At 67.8% G+C, this 14,401-nt stretch carries 13 protein-coding genes; 8 read left to right on the top strand and 5 right to left on the bottom strand.

Annotation, left to right across the window (positions count from 1 at the left end):
- Positions 1-35: 35 nt before the first annotated feature.
- Genes NRB20_RS30775 through NRB20_RS30760 form a run of 4 tightly spaced genes read right to left on the bottom strand, consistent with a single transcriptional unit; the run spans position 36 to position 3,059 of the window.
- Complete coding sequence (locus tag NRB20_RS30775; RefSeq protein WP_227834032.1) at positions 36-950, bottom strand: 5-oxoprolinase subunit C family protein; 915 nt, start codon at positions 948-950, stop codon at positions 36-38.
- Positions 950-1,591, bottom strand: coding sequence for a 5-oxoprolinase subunit B family protein (locus NRB20_RS30770; RefSeq protein ID WP_153414916.1), 642 nt, complete (start codon positions 1,589-1,591; stop codon positions 950-952). Before NRB20_RS30770 ends, NRB20_RS30775 begins: the two co-directional genes overlap by 1 nt.
- Positions 1,588-2,373 (bottom strand): LamB/YcsF family protein, encoded by a 786-nt coding sequence (locus NRB20_RS30765; RefSeq protein WP_153414915.1) that lies wholly within the window; start codon positions 2,371-2,373, stop codon positions 1,588-1,590. The genes NRB20_RS30770 and NRB20_RS30765 overlap by 4 nt, the downstream gene beginning before the upstream one ends.
- A complete protein-coding gene (locus tag NRB20_RS30760; protein ID WP_153414914.1) occupies positions 2,370-3,059 on the bottom strand; it encodes a GntR family transcriptional regulator in 690 nt (229 codons plus the stop codon). The genes NRB20_RS30765 and NRB20_RS30760 overlap by 4 nt, the downstream gene beginning before the upstream one ends.
- A gap of 121 nt (positions 3,060-3,180) precedes the next feature.
- On the opposite strand from NRB20_RS30760, the gene NRB20_RS30755 reads away from it, so the two are divergent.
- The 3 genes from NRB20_RS30755 to NRB20_RS30745 are packed head-to-tail and all read left to right on the top strand — an operon-like array spanning position 3,181 to position 6,145.
- Positions 3,181-4,248 (top strand): FecCD family ABC transporter permease, encoded by a 1,068-nt coding sequence (locus tag NRB20_RS30755; RefSeq protein ID WP_319945607.1) that lies wholly within the window; start codon positions 3,181-3,183, stop codon positions 4,246-4,248.
- On the top strand, positions 4,245-5,327 hold the full coding sequence (locus NRB20_RS30750) for a FecCD family ABC transporter permease (RefSeq protein WP_319945606.1): 1,083 nt from the start codon (positions 4,245-4,247) through the stop codon (positions 5,325-5,327). The genes NRB20_RS30755 and NRB20_RS30750 overlap by 4 nt, the downstream gene beginning before the upstream one ends.
- A complete protein-coding gene (locus NRB20_RS30745; RefSeq protein ID WP_319945605.1) occupies positions 5,324-6,145 on the top strand; it encodes an ABC transporter ATP-binding protein in 822 nt (273 codons plus the stop codon). The genes NRB20_RS30750 and NRB20_RS30745 overlap by 4 nt, the downstream gene beginning before the upstream one ends.
- 224 nt (positions 6,146-6,369) lie before the next feature.
- Here NRB20_RS30745 and NRB20_RS30740 read toward each other — a convergent pair whose 3' ends face one another.
- Entirely contained in the window at positions 6,370-7,065 is a 696-nt protein-coding gene (locus tag NRB20_RS30740; protein ID WP_153414913.1) for a siderophore-interacting protein, read from the bottom strand.
- A 143-nt stretch (positions 7,066-7,208) separates the two neighbouring features.
- Here NRB20_RS30740 and NRB20_RS30735 point away from each other — a divergent pair, with 143 nt between their 5' ends.
- The 5 genes from NRB20_RS30735 (at position 7,209) to NRB20_RS30715 (ending at position 14,357) form a co-directional block, all read left to right on the top strand.
- Positions 7,209-9,023 carry an ABC transporter ATP-binding protein gene (locus NRB20_RS30735; protein WP_153414912.1) on the top strand — a complete coding sequence of 605 codons (1,815 nt, stop codon included), beginning with the start codon at positions 7,209-7,211 and terminating at the stop codon, positions 9,021-9,023.
- The gene (locus NRB20_RS30730; RefSeq protein ID WP_153414911.1) at positions 9,020-10,783 is read left to right on the top strand and encodes an ABC transporter ATP-binding protein; all 1,764 of its coding nucleotides are present in this window, start codon (positions 9,020-9,022) and stop codon (positions 10,781-10,783) included. The genes NRB20_RS30735 and NRB20_RS30730 overlap by 4 nt, the downstream gene beginning before the upstream one ends.
- A 138-nt stretch (positions 10,784-10,921) precedes the next feature.
- A complete protein-coding gene (locus NRB20_RS30725; protein ID WP_153414910.1) occupies positions 10,922-11,941 on the top strand; it encodes an ABC transporter substrate-binding protein in 1,020 nt (339 codons plus the stop codon).
- A gap of 224 nt (positions 11,942-12,165) precedes the next feature.
- The gene (locus tag NRB20_RS30720) at positions 12,166-13,581 is read left to right on the top strand and encodes a cupin domain-containing protein (RefSeq protein WP_153414909.1); all 1,416 of its coding nucleotides are present in this window, start codon (positions 12,166-12,168) and stop codon (positions 13,579-13,581) included.
- Positions 13,581-14,357 (top strand): YqcI/YcgG family protein, encoded by a 777-nt coding sequence (locus NRB20_RS30715; protein ID WP_153414908.1) that lies wholly within the window; start codon positions 13,581-13,583, stop codon positions 14,355-14,357. The genes NRB20_RS30720 and NRB20_RS30715 overlap by 1 nt, the downstream gene beginning before the upstream one ends.
- Positions 14,358-14,401: the final 44 nt, after the last annotated feature.

The raw sequence follows: 14,401 nt of genomic DNA, 5'->3' as shown, positions 1-14,401 counted from the left end.
TACTCTCTTCGAGGTCCGACATGCGTTGCCGTGGGTCAGGTTCCGGCCAGCGGCGAGAACGACACCCGTGAGCCGGGTGGCGCTTGGGCGAGTAGATCGAGGTCGCTTTCGGTGACGACTCCGATGACCGGATAACCGCCGGTCACGGGATGATCCGCCAGGAAGACGATCGGTTCTCCCGAAGGCGGGACCTGGATCGCGCCGAGCGGCATGCCTTCACTGGGCATGTGCACCGCGCCGATGTACAGGGGTGGGCCGGAGAGCCGGACGCCGACGCGATTGCTGTCCACCCCCACCGACCAGACGGTCGAGATCAGTGCCCGGGTGTCCGCCTCGGTGAACATGTAATGCCTTGGTCCCCAGTGGAATCCGAGGTCGATCACACCGGTCGGCAGCGATCGGCCGATCAGCTCGAGTCGGGCGTACGGCGGATCCGCCACGGGCACACCGAGTTCGAGGGTGTCTCCGGCACGCACGGGTGCGGGGCCCAGGCCGGACAGCGAATCGGTAGCGCAGGAGGAGAAGACCCGCGCACCGGCGACTCCCCCGGCCACCGCGACACAGACGCGCAGGCCCAGGGTTGGACGAGCGACGGATATACGTTGTCCCGCACGAAGATACAGACGTTGCGGCTCCGCGACGATTCGCCCGTCGACCCGAACCTCGGCCGCCGCACCGGTCACCGATACGTACCGGGGAACCGTCGCGGTGAAGCTCAGACCGCCGAGCAGATTCTCCAGCACGGCCGTGCCTTCGGGATTGCCGACCAGCCGGTTCGCCAGTGCCGCCGCGCCGCGATCGGCCGGACCGCACGCGCCGATTCCCAAGTGCGCCAGGCCCGGACGGCCGGAGTCCTGAATGGTCGTGTACATGCCGGCGGCGATGATGTGCAGTCGGGCGGTGGTCTCGGCGGTATCCGGGCGCGTCCGGGTGTGCAGCATCGCGGTCATCACGCCACCGCCCGAAAGGTGATCCGGTCACCGACCGCGAGCCGACTCGGGTTGTCCCACTCGATATTCCAGAGCAGTTCCTCGGTGTGCCCGATGATGTGCCAGCCGCCCGGCGTACCGCCCGGGTAGACGACGGTCTGCGTGCCCGCGATGGCGACCGCGCCCGCGGCGACCCGGGGACGTGGCGAGGACCTGCGCGGCAACGACAGCTGGGTCGCGGTGCCGTCGATGTACGCGAATCCCGGTGCGAAGCCGAAGAATCCGACCCGGTGGGTGGCGTCGGTGTGCGCGCGCACGATTCGCTCGTGATCCAGGCCCAGCGACTCGGCCACGTAGTCGAGATCCTCGCCGTCGTAGACGACCGGAACCACCAGTGCCGCACCGTCGTCGCGGGTAGCGGCTGTCGTCGCGTCGAATTCACCCAGCAGCGTGTCGATGTGGGCGCGGAGTCCGGGCATCTCCCCTGCCGAATGCGCGACTACCAGGATCGAGGCGGCCGCGGGCACGAGATCCTGTACGGCGCAGAACCATTCGCGACGCCGGAACTCCGGTACCAGGGCGGCGATGCGCTCGGGCGGGACGTCGACGAGCCAGCCGCGATCGCCCGCCCGGTGCACTGCCGGGGCGAATGCCGAGTTCATCGGGAGAAGCCGATCGGCTCGAGCCGAAAGCCGTTCTCCGACAATGCCTCTCTGGTGGCGCGAGCCATGGCCACCGCGCCGGGGGTATCGCTGTGCACGCACAGCGCCAGGGCAGGGGCATCGGCCGGGGCGACCGGTGCGCGCTCACCGTCGACCGAGATCACGGTCCGCTCGACAACCATCGATACCGCACGACGCGCGGCGGCCTCGACATCGGTCAGCAATGCGTCGGTATGCTTCCGAGATACCAAGCGCCCCTGGGACGTATAGCCGCGATCTACGAAAACCTCTGCGATCGGGGTGATTCCGCGTTCCAGAGCGCGATTCCACACCTCGGTGTCGTACTGACACAGCAACGGCATTGCGGGATCGACGATTTCGACCGCCTCGACGATCGCCGCGGCCTGTTCCACATTGTCCGCAGCGACGTTGTACAGCGCACCGTGCGCCTTCACATAGGTCACCTCGGTCCCCGCGATCCGGGCGAACGCCTGCAATGCGCCGATCTGATAGACGATGTCGTTGACCAGCGTCTCGCGGGCCACGTCGATGAACCGGCGGCCGAACCCGACCAGATCCCGATACGACACCTGCGCGCCCACCGACACACCGCGCTCGGCGGCCAGAGTTGTGGTGCGGCGCAGGATATCCGGATCACCGGCGTGGAATCCGCACGCGATGTTCGCCGCCGAGACCAGCCCCATCAACTCGGATTCGTCGTCGTTGCCCCAGACACCGAACCCCTCACCGATATCGGTGTCCAGGTACACTCGCACGCTCATACGTTGCTCCTCCAATACAGCCGCATCTCGTCCGCGGAGTGCTCCCACGCGTGATGCAGTCCGGTCTGACCGCCGTCGATGTGCGCGAGGATCTGTGCGGCCAGCGCGTCGGCGTCACCGTCGGCCAGCGCCCGCACCATCGCCTTGTGCTCGTCCTGCACCCGGTCGTACGCGCAGGTGCCGTGCACGTAGAAACGCGAGTAGGGCTCGAGCCGGTGGTACATCTGCGAGATGAACTCGTACCGCAGCGGCAGCCCCGACAGCCGGTACATGTCCAGGTGGAAGGCCAGATTCGTGCGCGACCAGGCGGCCGCGCCGATCTCCGCGACACCGTCCATCTGCGTCGCCATCGCCTCGAACCGCGTCACGTCCCGCCGCGACACCCGCTCGGTCACATGCCCCGCGAAACTCGGTTCGATCAGCCGCCGCAGATCGTAGATCTCGTCGATCTCCTCGATGTCCAACGCGGTCACATAGGTGCCGCGCCCCGGCTCGGACCGCAGCAGCCCCTCCCCCTCGAGCGTACGAATGGCCTCCCGCAACGGAATTCGCGAAACCCCGAACCGATCCGCCAACTCCTCCTGAACCAACCGATGCCCAGGCGGATAAACCCCTTCGACAATCGCAACACGCAACTGACTGGCAACATCGTCCTTCGAACCGGACTTGCGTGACGCAGGTGACATATACTCTGTATACACTGAATACAGTCCTCGACGGAAGAGTGGCCTCACGGGTGAGCAATCAAGGAATAGGGTGGCTGATATAAGGTTAGGCTTACCAAGATTGGACTCGTGAGGAGTTGACGTGACCGGGGCACTGGATACGACGCCGCCGGATGCGTCGGGGCGGGCGAGGGCGTTGGCGGGGCGCGTTCGGCGGCGGCGGATTGTCGGGTTGGGCGTGTTGGTTGTGGTGTTGGGGGTGGTTGTGGTGGCGAGTGTGGCGTTGGGGGCGCGGACCGTTTCGCCGGGGGACGTATGGGGTGCGGTGGTCGGGTCGGGGGGTGGGGTGGATGCGGAAATCGTTCGGTCGCTGCGGATTCCGCGGACCGTGCTGGGGTTGACGGTCGGGATGGCGCTCGGGTTGGCGGGGGCGTTGATCCAGGGGTTCACGCGTAATCCGCTCGCCGATCCGGGGCTGCTCGGACTGAATTCGGGGGCGGCGTTCCTGGCGGTGCTGGGGATTCACGTGTTCGGGGTGGGGACGCCGAGTGGTTATGTGTGGTTCGCGCTGGCCGGGTCGGCGCTCGCGGGGGTCGCGGTGTTCGCGGTCGCGGCGCTGGGGACGCGGTCGGGGACGGCGAGTCCGCTGAGTCTGGCACTGGCCGGTGCGGCGGTGACGTTCCTGCTCCAGGCGCTGACCAACGCCCTGGTCCTGACCGATACCGCGACGCTGGACACCTACCGGTTCTGGGTGGTCGGGTCGGCGGCCGGACGCGGATTCGACGTGTTCCGGGATGTGCTGCCGTTCCTGGTGGTCGGCGTGGTCATCGCGCTGTTCGCGGGACGGGGACTGAACGCGTTGAGTCTCGGCGAGGATGTGGCGCGCGCACTCGGGGTGAAGGTCGGGCTCGCCAAGGGTTCGGGGCTGCTCGCGGTCGTGCTGCTGTCGGGCGCGGCGACCGCGGCCTGCGGGCCGATCGCCTTCGTGGGACTGGTCGTCCCGCACCTCGCCCGGTCGGTCACCGGACCGGATCAGCGCTGGCTGCTGCCGTATTCGGGACTGCTCGGCGCGATTCTGCTGGTCCTCGCCGACACGGTCGGGCGGCTGATCGCCCGGCCCGGCGAGGTTCAGGTCGGCATCACGCTCGCGATCTGCGGAGCGCCGGTGTTCATCGCGCTGGTGCGGCGGCGGAAGTTGGTGACGCTGTGAGCGACTCGGGCGTCGCCTCCGACGCGAAACCCGTTCTCCGACAACGTCCCGCGGTCCGGATCGGCCCGATCTCGGTGGTGCGCCGACCGGGCGTGCTGACCGCGTTCCTGGCGCTCGCGGTGCTGTTGGTCGTCCTGGCGGTCCTGGACGTCTGGCTCGGCGGCGACCCGATTCCGTTGCCGCAGTTGCTGAATGCGCTGTCCGGCGGCGGTAACGGCGCACTGCGGTTCATCGTCTGGGAACTGCGGATGCCGCGCACCGCGACCGCGCCGATCGTCGGCGCCGCACTGGGTCTGGCGGGCGCGATCACCCAATCGATCCTGCGTAACCCGCTGGCCGCACCGGATCTGCTCGGCATCACCGCGGGCGCGAGCCTGGCCGCCACCGCCACGACGGTCGCCGGTGGCGCGTTCGCCGCCAGCGTGTTCGGCGTCCCGCTGGCCGCGCTGGGCGGCGGTCTGCTCACCGCGGCCGCGATCTACCTGTTCGCCTGGCGGGGCGGTGAAGTCGCGGGATTTCGCCTGGTACTCATCGGCATCGGCGTCAACGCGATCCTGGTCGCGGGCGTCGGCTGGCTGCTGGTCTCGGCGCAGATCCAGGACATCGGCCGGGCCCAGGTCTGGCTCAACGGCTCGCTCGACGACACCAGCTGGACCCGATTCTGGCCCACCGCAGCGGCTTTCGTGATCGTGCTGGCGATCACCCTGAGCGCGGCGCGGTCGCTGGCGGCGCTGCGCTTCGGTCCGGAGATCGCGCGGTCGCTCGGTGTGCGGGTGCAGTGGAATCAGGGCCTGCTGCTGACCGCCGCGGCCGCGCTCGCCGCCCTGGCGACCTCGGCCTGCGGTCCGGTCGCCTTCGTCGCACTGGCCACACCGCAGATCGCGCGCCGGATCACCCGGACCGCGGGCGAACCGCTGTTCGGCTCGGCCCTGACCGGCAGCGTGCTGGTCACCGGCAGCGATCTGCTCGCCCGCGCGATCCTGCCCCAGGATCTGCCGGTCGGCGTCGTGACCGCCGGATTCGGCGGCTGCTACCTGTTGTATTCGCTCGTCCGCAGCAATCGAAAGGCATCGGTGTGACCGCGCAACTCTCCGCCCGGGAGATCACCCTCGGCTACGGCGACCACACCGTCCTCGACGGCCTGAGCCTGGACATCCCGCCCGGTCGGGTGACCACGATCATCGGCCCCAACGGCTGCGGAAAATCCACGCTGCTGCGTGCCCTGGGCCGCCTGCTGACCCCATCGGCGGGCCGAATCCTGCTGAACGACAAGCCCATTGCCGACATGCGCCCCCGAGACGTGGCCCGCACCATCGCGATGCTCCCGCAGACTCCCCTGGCCCCGGACGGCCTGACCGTCGCCGATCTGGTCGCCCGCGGCCGCCACCCGCACCAGTCGTGGCTACGCCAGTGGTCCGCCGACGACCAGGCCGAAGTAGCCGCGGCCCTGGACCGAACCGGCATCGCCGACCTGGCCGACCGCCCCGTCGAACAACTCTCCGGCGGACAACGCCAACGCGCCTGGATCTCCATGGCCCTGGCCCAGGGCACCGACATCCTGCTCCTGGACGAACCCACCACCTACCTCGACCTCGCCCACGCCGTCGAGGTCCTCGATCTGGTCCAGGACCTCTCCACCGAACTCGGCCGCACCATCGTGATGGTCCTGCACGACCTCAACCTCGCCGTCCGCTACAGCGACCGCCTGGTCGTCATGACCGACGGCCGCATCGCCGCCTCCGGCCCCCCGCAGGAAATCATCGATACCGCCTTGCTGCGCAACGTCTTCCACCTGGAATCCCACCTGATAGAGGACCCCATCTCAGGCCGCCCCTTGATCGTCCCGATCGGCCGCCGCCGCGCCGACGCCCCGACCGCACCACTCCCCGCCAGCTGAATCACACAGTCCAACAACATAATTCATCTGACTCCGGTCCACATTCGGTGGTCACGCCGATCCGGTGGTCCGCGCGGGCGGCACAGCCACCGAATGCGCCCCAGAGCCATTCATCCAACACGCACCGAAGACAAGCGGTCGATCCCGCTTGCCGACTCCGCAATACAGCCGCCCACACAGGGTCCACGAACAAATGAGCCACGCGGTTGATGGCGGCCGGATGTCTACAAGCCGACTTTGCCAGTTGCCCAGTAGGGCTTCGTGGCGATTGCCTTGCGGGGCAAAGTGTTGTGGTCCAAGAGGATTCGGCGTTGGCGTTGGATGGATTGGGCGTGGCCGAAGAGGGAGGCGGCGGCGCAGCAGGGGGTGGATGCTTCGAGCCAGGTGGCGATCGCGTCGCCGGGGATGGGGGCGGCGGGCAGGACGTCGATGCCGGGGAGGAGGGGGGTGAGGGCTTCGAGGTCCTCGGCGGGGACCTCGACCGCGCCCGAGGCCGTCCCGCCGACGTTCTGTTTCGCGGCGAGGCCGTGGACGGTGCCGACGGCGGAACCGTCACCGAGGTAGAGGTGTTCGGCGGCCGGGCGTTTGGGTTCGGGGGTGTTCATGCCGAGGACGATCATCTCGTCGCCGGTGGCGCGGGCCGCGGCCCAACGGCTGCCGGGGCCGTCGACGCCGAGATGGAACAGCACCGAGATCGTCGTGCCCGAATCATCCACACTCATCACCGAATAGTGGCGGAAGGTGTTGTCATCGATCCGGAACTGCACGTCCTGGCCCGCTTTCCAGCCCGATTTGAGCGGCTCGACCCGCAGCTCCATGCGGCGGAAATTGGGCGAGACCTGCTCGATCGCGGCGACATTCGCGCGATGGCCGAAGGATTTCTCGGTGAGGGTGGCCAGTAATCCGGGCATCGACGGCACGGGATTCCTCCTGGTGAGCGGGCGTCGCTCCACGCCGCGACGTTTGAGTTAAGCTTAGCCTAACCAAAGATCGCAAACGGTTCCACGGCTCCGCGCATTGCGTTCCCGAGGCGCAGCAACGTCGTGACCACAAGGGAGTTCCAATGGTACCCAACGACGCTCGACACCGCGTCGAAACGTTGACAGCACAGGTACGCGGGCCCGTCACGGTCGCGGCGGTCGCCGAGTCGCTGTCCGCGGCGCTCGCGGTCGTCCCGGTCATCGCCACGGTGAGCATCGCCGGGCTGATCCTGGACGGCCCCGCCTCGCGCGCACACCTGTGGACCTGGGTGCTGGTCGCGGCGGTCGCACTGGTGCTGGGCGCGCTGTGCGGTATCGCCTCCTCGATCGTCGCGCACCGCGCCGACGCCGATCTGGGCCTGTCGCTGCGGATGCGGCTGGCCGGCCATCTGGCCCGTCTCCCGCTGGGCTGGTACTCCTCGGACGCGGCCGGTAAGACCAAGGCCGTCGTCCAGGACGACGTGGCGGGCCTGCACGAGGAGGTCGCGCACCGCAAACCCGAACTCGCCGGTTCGGTGGTGGCCGGACTCGTCGTGGTCGTCTACCTGTTCGTGCTGGACTGGCGGCTCGCACTGGCCGTGGTCGCACTGGTCACCGTCGCACAGCTGATCCGAAACTTCCTGACCCGCAAGATCATTCCCGCCTACGGCGCGGTGGCGGGCGCGTCGGCGCAGATGGGTTCCGCGGCGGTCGAACTCGTGCAGGGCATCACCGTCTCCAAGGTGTTCCATCGCGCCGACGAGGACGGTGACCCCACCCCGGACACCGCCTACGGCGCGCACGCCCGGTTCCGCCGCGCGGCCGCCGAATACGCCGACGCCGACGAGAACTTGACCGACAACATCTCCACCCTGCGCGCCTGCACCCGCGCCACGGTCGCCCCGGGCACGGTCGCGCTGATCGTGCTGGCGCTGGCCACGCTGCTGCTGGCCACCTGGGATGCCAAGCCGGTCAACATCATCGCGTTCCTGCTGCTGGGCCTGACGCTGTTCGACGTCACCACTCCCCTGTATCTGAACCTGATCCTGCCCAAGCTGCGCATCGGCATCCCGATGCCGGACAAGGCGCAGGCGATGGCCGACCGCATCGGCCAGATCCTGGACGTGCCGCAGATGGCCGAGCCCACGACGCCCGCGACGCTCCCGGAAACCGAAGGCGCACGGCGGGTTTCGATGAAGAACGTGAGCTTCTCCTACGACGGGCAGCGCACGGTCCTGCAGGGTTTGGACCTGGAACTCGCACCGGGCACCATGACCGCGCTGGTCGGCCCGTCGGGTGCGGGCAAGTCGACCATCGGCCAACTGCTCGCCCGCTTCTACGACCCGACCGACGGCAGTATCGAGATCGACGGTGTGCCGATCTCCACTCTGGACGCCCAGAGCCTCTACGGCACAGTCGGATTCGTCTTCCAGGATGTTTCCCTGCTGCGCGCCACCGTGCGCGACAACATCGCCCTGGCCCGCCCCGACGCGACCCGGGACGATATCGAACGCGTAGCCCGTGCCGCCCAGATCCACGACCGGATCCTGGCCCTGCCCGACGGCTACGACACCGTCCTGGGCGAGGACGCGGCCCTGTCCGGCGGCGAACGCCAACGCCTCAGCATCGCCCGCACCCTGCTGGCCGACACCCCGATCCTGGTGCTGGACGAGGCCACCGCCTACGCCGACCCGGAATCCGAAGCGGCAGTGCAAGATGCGCTCTCCGAGCTGGCCCGCGGCCGCACCCTGCTGGTCATCGCGCACCGCCTGCACACGGTCGTGCACGCCGATCAGATCGCGGTACTGGTGGACGGCGCGGTCACCGAACGCGGCACCCATCAGGAATTACTCGACGCCGCAGGCGAATACGCCAAGCTCTGGCAGTTGCAGACCACCACGATCGGAGCGCGCGCATGATCGCCCTTCTCGACAAGATCTTCAGCGCGGCCGCACGCCGACGCATCCGGCTGCTCATCGCCGCGAGCGCCGGGAACGCGGTACTCGAGGGAATAGCTGTGGCACTGTGCATTCCGGTGCTGCTGGCGCTGCTGCGCCGCGACACCGGCGCGGCCGGGCTGTGGCTGATCCCGCTCGCGGTGGTGGTCGCGGGCTACTGGGTGGTCAACGCGGTCATGGAACACCTCGGCACGCACGTGGCCGCGACGCTGCGCCGGGAGCTGTTCGCCCGGCTGGCCGACAAGATCATCGCGCTGCCGCTGGGCTGGTTCGACTCCACCAGCGCGGGTTCGGTGACCGCGCTGGTCACCGGCGGCAGCCAGGCGCCCCTGGGCGTGGTCATGGCGCTGAAAGCCATTGCCGAGACGGTCATTCCGCCGGTGATCGTGCTGGTGGTCGTGCTGTTCCTGGACTGGCCGATCGCGATCGCGGTGCTGATCGTGGTGCCGCTGCTGTGGGCGCTGCAACGCGCGACCACCGGGCCGATCGCGCGGGCGGACGCCGAGGAGGCCGCGGCGGTCGCCGACGCCAACGCCCGGCTGATCGAGTTCTCCCAGACCCAGCCCGTGCTGCGCGCCAGCGGCCGCGAGGATCGGGGCCTGGGCGAGTTGTCCGCGGCATTGCGCCACCGGCACGCGAGCACCAACAAGCAGATCCTGCGGGCCACCGCCGGACTCAATGTCGGCGAGCTGAGCGTGCAGCTCGGCTTCGTCATCGTGCTCGCGGTGACGGTCGTGATCGGCAGTGGCGCTTGGCATCTGGGCCCGAGCGAGCTCGCGCGACTGATCACCGCGGCGGTCTTCGGCATCTGGGCGCTGCGCCCGATCGGCAAGATCTCCACCGCACTGCTGATGCTCGGCGGCACCGCCGCCGGACTGGGTCGCATCGACGCGCTGCTGTCGCATCCCGAACTGGTCGAACCGGATTCCTCGGCGAAGGCCAACAGCACCGGCAACGCCATCGAACTGCGCGACGTGCGCTTCGGCTACCGCGAGGGTATCGACGTGCTCTCCGAGGTGAACATCACCGTGCCCGCGGGCAGCACCACCGCGCTGGTCGGCCCGTCCGGCTCGGGTAAGACCACCATCGTGAACCTGGTGGCCCGGTTCTGGGACGCGAATTCGGGCAGCGTGCGGATCGACGGCGTGGACGTGCGGGATCTGCGCGGCGAGGACCTGATGGACCGAATCGCGTTGGTACCGCAGGATGTCTACCTCTTCGACGACACGCTCGAGGCGAACATCCGCGTCGGCAAACCGGACGCCACCGAGGAGGAGGTCCGCCGGGCCGCGAGCCTGGCCCAGGTCGATTCCATCGTCGAACGGCTGCCGCAGGGGTGGCAGCATCCGGTCGGCGCGGGCGGCAGCATTCTGTCCGGCGGTGAGCGGCAACGGGTTTCGATCGCGCGCGCACTGCTCAAGGACGCGCCGATCGTGCTGCTGGACGAGGCGTCCTCGGCGCTGGACGCCCGCAACGAGGCCGCGATCGCCGCGGCCCTGGGCGAATTGGGCCGCGGCCGCACCCTGCTGATCATCGCGCACCAGCTCTCCACCATCGCCGACGCCGACCACGTGGTGTATCTGCGCGGCGGCCGGGTGATCGAATCCGGTTCGCACACCGAGCTTTTCGCCGCCGACGGCGAATACGCCCGGTTCTGGCGGGAACAGCAGCGGGCGCGGTCCTGGCGGTTGCGCGAGCGCGCCAGCGAACCGTCGATCTGACCGGATCGCGCACGACCGAGGCGGGATGGGCAATCCACCGGGACAGCCCATCCCGCTTCGACGATCTTTACCTGAACGAGTGACCATTATAGGATTGCCTTACCTAAGTAAGATTTTTCTCGAGAGGTACTGCACTCCATGGCTTCACCGACTACACCGCGCCCGCGGACGCACTCGCTCTTCCGGCGCGCGGCCGCGACCACCCTCGCCCTGGGCGCGATCGCATTCGCCGCGGGGTGCGGCAGCGCCGATTCGGACTCCGCGACCTCCAGCACGGCCGCCTACCAGGCCGTCACCGTCGATCACGCCTTCGGGCAGACCGTGGTGTCCCACAAGCCGACCCGCATCGTGTCGCTGTCCCCGACCTTCACCGACGCGCTGGTCGCCCTGGACACCAAGCCCGCGGGCTATCTGCCCAACCCCATGACGAATGCGGATTACGCCTGGGACCAGGGCAATTCGAATCTCGCAGGGGTGACCAAGCTGCCGCTGGGCCCGGGCGGAACCGTGCCGGAGGAGAAGATCGCGGCGCTGCAACCGGATCTGATCCTGGGCGGCGGCCTGATCCTGTCCAAGGACGAGTACGACAAGCTCAGCAAGCTCGCGCCGACCATTCCGTCACTGAAGGCCGGGGCGCTGGACTCCTGGCAGGACGACACCACTCTGGTCGGCAAGCTGCTGGGACGTGAGGCCGATGCGAAGCCGGTCGTCGCGGCCACCGACAAGGCCCTGGCCGACGCCAAGGCCAAGTATCCGAAGCTGGCCGGAAAGACCTTCGCCGTAAGCCTTTTCGTGGACGCGACGAATATCGAGGTCATCACCAACCCGGATGACAACGCCAACAAGTTCTTCCAGTCCCTGGGCATGAAGCTGCCCGACGCGCTGCACGGCCTGTCCGGCGGCCTCGGCGGCCTGAACGGCAAGATCAGCATGGAGAAGCTGGATCTGCTGAGTTCGGATCTGCTCTCGGTCGGTTACATGACGCCCGGCGCGGCCGCGCAGCTCGAGGATCAGCCGCTGTTCAAACAGCTGCCCGCCGTCCAACACGGCACCTATCTGGCCACCGACGCGGATGTCAGTTCGGCACTGCGCCTTCCGACCGCGCGGACCACGGCCTGGTTGCTGACCAAGTTCGACGGGGCGTTCGGAAAGCTCTGATCTCACCACATCGGTAGCGCCGCGGCGGTTCTCGTCGCGGCGCTACCGATGCGCGCCGAGAACCGGATGGCTATTCACCTGCGGCACAACAGGTTACCCCGGTTACACCGCACAAGGACTCGACGCCGACGTTTCAAATTGTTAATGTAGCCTTGCCTCACTAAGGATTACCTTAGACGGTTCGATCCGTACTGGGTTCCTGTGATCGAAGGGATAGATACAACGTGGGCACTGTCCACCGGCCGCTGCCGGACCTCCCAGACACCACCGACCCGAACGCCATCGTCGTCGCGTTCGCCTCGAATCCGGCATTCCGCGCCGCGGAGTGGAGCGAACTCACCACGCCCGGCAACCCGTATCGCCGCCCGGTGCGACCCGACGATCTGGCCTGGGTCAAGTACCACAACACGATGCTGCCGGAGAAGGCGCTGCGCCTGAGCGCGCTGCTCGGACATCGCATGCTGCGCAACATCTACGACCTCGAGTCCACCCTCGTCGCGCCCGCCGCCGGGGTCGACACGGTCGATCAGGATCGCGCCGATTTCTACAGCCGGGACAACCGCGTCCGGTCCGCGCTGGCGCGTCCGGTGCTCGAACGTCACCTGTTCGATTTCCTGGACGAAGGCGACGCGGCGCCCGCGACTTCCACAGCGGATGCGCTGGAGCTGGTCCGGACCACCGCGCGGAGCCTCTCGGAGAGCTCGCCCGAGGCTGCCAAGCTCGTCGAAAAGCTCAGCGGCACAAGAGAAGCCGCCGTCTTCGTGACCATGCAGTACCACGGCTTCGTCCCGGCCGTGCGGGAGGCGTTGGGCCGCACCGGAATCGGCGAATTCCCGCGCCACCTGGACGGTGTGCAGGCCGCGCTGCTGGGTTCGTACCAGCACTGGATCTCGCTGCGTTCGGCGTACCGCGACCTGCTCAACGCTGGGAACCTGTCGCAGACCCCGGGCGGGCAGTGGCAGCTGCTGCTGGGCACCTCGCTCGCGCGCGGCAATCATCTGCTCTCGCTGGCCGCCGATCCGGGACGTCTGCCCGAACTCGTCGGCGCTGCGGCGTTTTCGCACCTGGCCGGACAGCGCGACACCGACGCGCTGCGGCCGATCCTGGAACGCGGCCTCGGCGCGGAGACGAACTTCGCCGGATTCGATCTGGGGATCGGCTGGACCGTCGACCTCGAGACCTTCCTGCCCGAGGTCCTCGACGCCCTGGTGACCTCCTACGGCACCGACGCTCCGCAGGGCTTCCGCCGCGGATTCGTTGCCGCACAACGCCTGCACGGACTGTGGCACGAGGATCTGGCCGCACAGCTGAGCTGGGCCGATCAGATCGAACTGCATCAGGAGTACGCGGACAAGGTCAGCCGCTACCTGGACGACAACAACATCGTCGTGGATCTGGACACGTTCGTGGAGAGCGAGGAGGAGACCTCGACCACCCACGTGCACAACGAACACCGGTTGGTGATGATCGAGGAGGGGCAGATGCACTTCTGGAACAACGCCACCCACAAGATCGAATTGTTCACCGGCGACAAGATTCTCATTCCGGTGTCGCGGCTGCACGGCTCCACCGTGCTGTCCGGCGTGTGCACCTACCACCAGCCGATCATCCCCGATGACTTACTGAAAAAGATCATCTGATGGAGATCGAAAGTAATTCCGGCCCTGATGAATCCGATGCGCTGCGCCGAATGACCTTCGGGCAGTTGCCCGAATGGGGGATCAAGCACGGCACCGAATTGCTGGATCTGATCGGCCTGCCCGAGAACGGTTTTCCGTGCACCTTCGCGGTGCGCGGGGCGTTGACCGAGGGATTGCGCTTCGGCTTCATCGACGAACTCTACGATCCCGGCGCGCGTGACGAACTGCGCGGCATACTGCGGCGTTATCTCGCGATGTACCAGACGATTTCGCGGGAGACCTCGCTGATCGTCTTCTTCCAGACCAGGGAACCCGACGACACGCTGGCCGGTTACTACCGGACGTTCTGGGACATCCTGCAGGACCTGCACGACGGCGATGCGGTGCCGTGGCCCGAGGACATCCCGCCGGAAACCGATCATCCCATGTGGGAGTACGTCTTCGACGGTACGCCGATGTTCGTGGTGTGCAGCAATCCGGCGCACGTGCGGCGCCGCAGCCGGTACAGCCCGATCTTCTACATCACCTTCCAACCGCAGTGGGTGTTCGAGCACATCAAACCCGACACCCGCGCGGGTCAGTTGGCGCGCAAGCGAATTCGCAAACGACTCGTCGCCTTCGACGACGGCCTGGAACCGTCCTCGGTGCTGGGCAACTACGGCGACGCGGACAACCGGGAATGGCGGCAGTACTTCCTGCCCGACGACAACGAATCGGACGTGCCCACCGGCGGCTGCCCGTTCCTGCACCGGCAGGCGCAACCACCGTCCGATTGAGCGGCTCATCGGATCGACTACCGCAGTAATCTCGACGGAAGAAG

The organism is Nocardia macrotermitis (assembly GCF_009604405.1).
GTDB lineage: Bacteria > Actinomycetota > Actinomycetes > Mycobacteriales > Mycobacteriaceae > Nocardia > Nocardia macrotermitis.
This window is presented reverse-complemented; position numbering and strand designations above follow the sequence as displayed.